The sequence below is a fragment of the Serratia sp. J2 genome, from assembly GCF_046269175.1.
In the GTDB taxonomy this organism is placed as follows: domain Bacteria; phylum Pseudomonadota; class Gammaproteobacteria; order Enterobacterales; family Enterobacteriaceae; genus Chania; species Chania fonticola_C.
Map to the genome: position 1 here is coordinate 1 of NZ_JBKABN010000072.1, position 3,105 is coordinate 3,105.

3 protein-coding genes and 1 pseudogene are annotated in these 3,105 nt (G+C 53.2%); 3 read left to right on the top strand and 1 reads right to left on the bottom strand.

The annotated features are described in order from the left end of the window. Positions 1–221 (bottom strand): annotated as a pseudogene (locus tag ACKWMY_RS27945) (hypothetical protein); the annotation flags it as partial. A 243-nt stretch (positions 222–464) separates the two neighbouring features. On the opposite strand from ACKWMY_RS27945, the gene ACKWMY_RS27950 reads away from it, so the two are divergent. The 3 genes from ACKWMY_RS27950 to ACKWMY_RS27960 all read left to right on the top strand — a co-directional run bounded on the left by ACKWMY_RS27950 (position 465) and on the right by ACKWMY_RS27960 (position 2,988). Next, positions 465–791 carry a hypothetical protein gene (locus ACKWMY_RS27950; protein WP_409487511.1) on the top strand — a complete coding sequence of 109 codons (327 nt, stop codon included), beginning with the start codon at positions 465–467 and terminating at the stop codon, positions 789–791. A 174-nt stretch (positions 792–965) separates the two neighbouring features. Continuing rightward, positions 966–1,619, top strand: coding sequence for a potassium channel family protein (locus ACKWMY_RS27955; protein WP_409487512.1), 654 nt, complete (start codon positions 966–968; stop codon positions 1,617–1,619). A 1-nt stretch (position 1,620) separates the two neighbouring features. Beyond that, on the top strand, positions 1,621–2,988 hold the full coding sequence (locus tag ACKWMY_RS27960; RefSeq protein WP_409487513.1) for a TrkH family potassium uptake protein: 1,368 nt from the start codon (positions 1,621–1,623) through the stop codon (positions 2,986–2,988). The last annotated feature ends 117 nt before the right edge of the window (positions 2,989–3,105 follow it).

Here is a 3,105-nt window from a genome sequence, read left to right on the forward strand (position 1 = left end):
ATAAAATATCCGTACTGTTTGAGTCTCGGTGCCAGCTCAGCTTGGAGCTGATTAACCGTTTGCTGCTTAGACTGAATAGCTGCATTATTGGCCGCAATTTGAGTATTATCAGCATTGATTGTTGCATTTGCCACATTAAGCGCACTGGTTGCCGCAGCAACGTCACGCTGCGCTGCCTCTACCGGATGTGCAGCATCCCAGGCTGCCTGTTGCGAGAGCATAGCGAGTCTATCTTTAAGCCACTTTATTGACATTAGTCAAGTTATTTTCAGGTGTGTTTGACTTACCAGAAATACCTTCTTAACTGAATAAGGTAAGAGGGATGATAAGATTTCCTGGTGTTGGTCAAATTGACACCCACTGTTCTCCTTGTGAGAATAGTGGTTTTTTTGGCTGACGATCAACTACATCAGCCCCAAAATCCGATATCCCCACCTGATAATTCTTTGTGAATAGGGGCGTACATGGCTGCTATTTTCAAGGAACTCATTCTTTTGAAAGAGCCCTCCGCGCAAACAGGGTATCGGATTACAGCAATCAGGCTCTGCGCAACTTTGCCGTTTCAGGTGGGGGGAGGCGGCGGTGTTTGTGGCGCACTTGCGCGAGGCAAACCTGCGGGCCGACATCACCCGGACTACGGCGACGAGCACCTGGGTCACGCTGTTGCCAGAGGGGCAACCGGCCTGAGGAGTAAGGTTGGGCCGTTTGGCCTGTCTGTTGATAGCAAAATAAAAAGGGAGCGATATCATGAGTTCAAAAAAGCGAAGCCCGCTGGCGATTTTTTAGCGTGATTATGTTGTTCATTCTGCTGTTCTTGACGTATGTCCTGATAACGTTCAACGAATGACAGACAAACTGCGAGGGGATGTCTGCATCAAGATGGCGGCCGATTGAGTCGGGTCATCCCAAGCTCAGTGTAAAAAGGACCCACACCGGCTGCACAGTTCAGCCAGGGAGCATGTTTCATGGCACAGTTTGCCGTTATTGGCCTGGGGCGCTTCGGCTCCACGGCGTCGCTTGAGTTGATCCGGCTTGGGCATCAGGTGCTGGGCGTCGATGCTGAGCCCAAATATATTAATCGATTGGCAGACAGACTCAGCTATGCCGTCATTGCCGATGCCACCGACGAACAGGCGCTGGCCGAGCTCGATTTATGCCGCTATGACGCGGTTCTGGTCGCCATCGGTGAAAACCTGGAGGCCAGTATCCTGTGTGTTCTGCATCTGAAAAATCTGGGTGTGCAACAACTGTGGGTCAAGGCCAGTTCCAAACCGCACCATTCCATCCTGTCTCGCTTGGGGGTCAGCCGGATCATCCACCCTGAAGAGGAAATGGGGATCAAAGTGGCCCAGGCGTTGGTCTACCCGATGATCAACCAATATTTGTTCCTCGGCCATAACCTGTACCTGGTCGAAGTACGGGTGGATCGCCACCTTGAAGGGACGACGCTGTCGGCCTTGCTGACAGGCACGGGACACGAGGTGAAAACGGTGCTGGTCAAAAGACAGAGCCAGTTACTGGCTCCTGTCCCTGACCCTTTTGTGTTGGCGACGGATGACTGTCTGGTATTGGCCGGTCCGCTGTCAATATTGAAATCACTTGCACCCAGGTTGGGCTGACATGAAGAACTGGTTACCGCAACACCTGCCTTATTTACGTCCCCCGTCGTTGCACGCACGGTCATTGACATTGAGCCCTCCCACGGTGCTGGCGCTGGGCTTTCTGGCGCTGGTCGTTGTTGGGGCTCTGCTGTTATCGTTGCCCGCAGCTACGCGTCACCCCATCACGGTGCTGCAGGCGCTGTTTACCGCCACCTCTGCCGTGACCGTCACCGGTCTGATTGTGGTGGATACGGGCACGCAGTTCACGCTGTTTGGCCAATGTGTGATTGCCTTGCTTATTCAGGCGGGCGGCTTGGGGTTTATGACCTTTGCCGTGGTCGCCGCCGCCAGCCTGGGGGTTAAAGTCGGCCTCTCTCAGCAAAAAATCGCCCAAGAGGCATTGAACCAGACGTCCCTGGCACAGGTGACACAAACAGCAAAGGCGGTTCTGTTCTTCTCGATGATGATTGAGCTGGTAGGTATGGGGGGGCTCACTGTCGTATGGTGGCCCGAGTATGGCTTCTCCAACGCGTTATACCGGGGGTTCTTCTACTCTGTCTCTGCGTTTAACAATGCCGGTTTTGCCTTGCACAGTGACAGTCTAATGCATTATGCCGGCAGCATACCGGTCAACCTGGTGATCACGGCGTTGTTGATCATCGGCGGCATCGGCTTTTCCGTCTTGATCGACCTGAAAAAACACCGTCACTGGTATCAACTGAGCACCAATACCCGCGTGATCCTGTTGGCGACGCTCATCATCAATCTGTCCGCTTTTTGCCTGATCTGGCTGTTGGAAGCCAGAAACCCGGCTACCCTGGGGAGTATGCCGCTGAAAGAACAGGCACTGGCAGCCTGGTTTCAGGCGGTAACACCCAGAACGGCGGGGTTTAATACCGTGGATTACCGTGCGATGACGGACGCCAGCAATATTCTGACATTGTTATTGATGTTTATTGGCGGAGGCTCGTTGAGTACGGCTAGTGGCATCAAGGTCGGGACGTTTGTGATCCTGATCATGGCCACGTACACCTTTTTGCGCCGGCGGGATGAGGTCACCCTTTTGCAACGCACCGTGCCCCATTCCCTGGTGTTAAAAGCGCTGGCCTTGGTGTTTATTTCCATGGGGTGTGTCTTTACCAGTACCTTTGTGCTTTCCATAACGGAACGAGCCCCGTTGCTGGATATTGTCTTTGAAGTGGTGTCTGCCCTGAGTACGGTCGGTTTGTCGCGCGGGTTGACCGCAGAATTAAGCACGCCGGGGCAGTTGCTGCTTATTGTGTTGATGATCACGGGACGACTGGGCCCACTGACATTGGCTTATTTTCTCGCCACCCCGAGGCGAAAACGTATTCGCTATGCAGAAACCCGCATTCAGATTGGTTAACCCGGCGCGACGGGATGATTGTAAAGGGACAGGGTACGCAGACGTGGCACTATATACGAAAATTAACCGGTGAGGAAAAGTCAGCCGAACGTTTTCTGGTGTTTTTACGGCTTTATC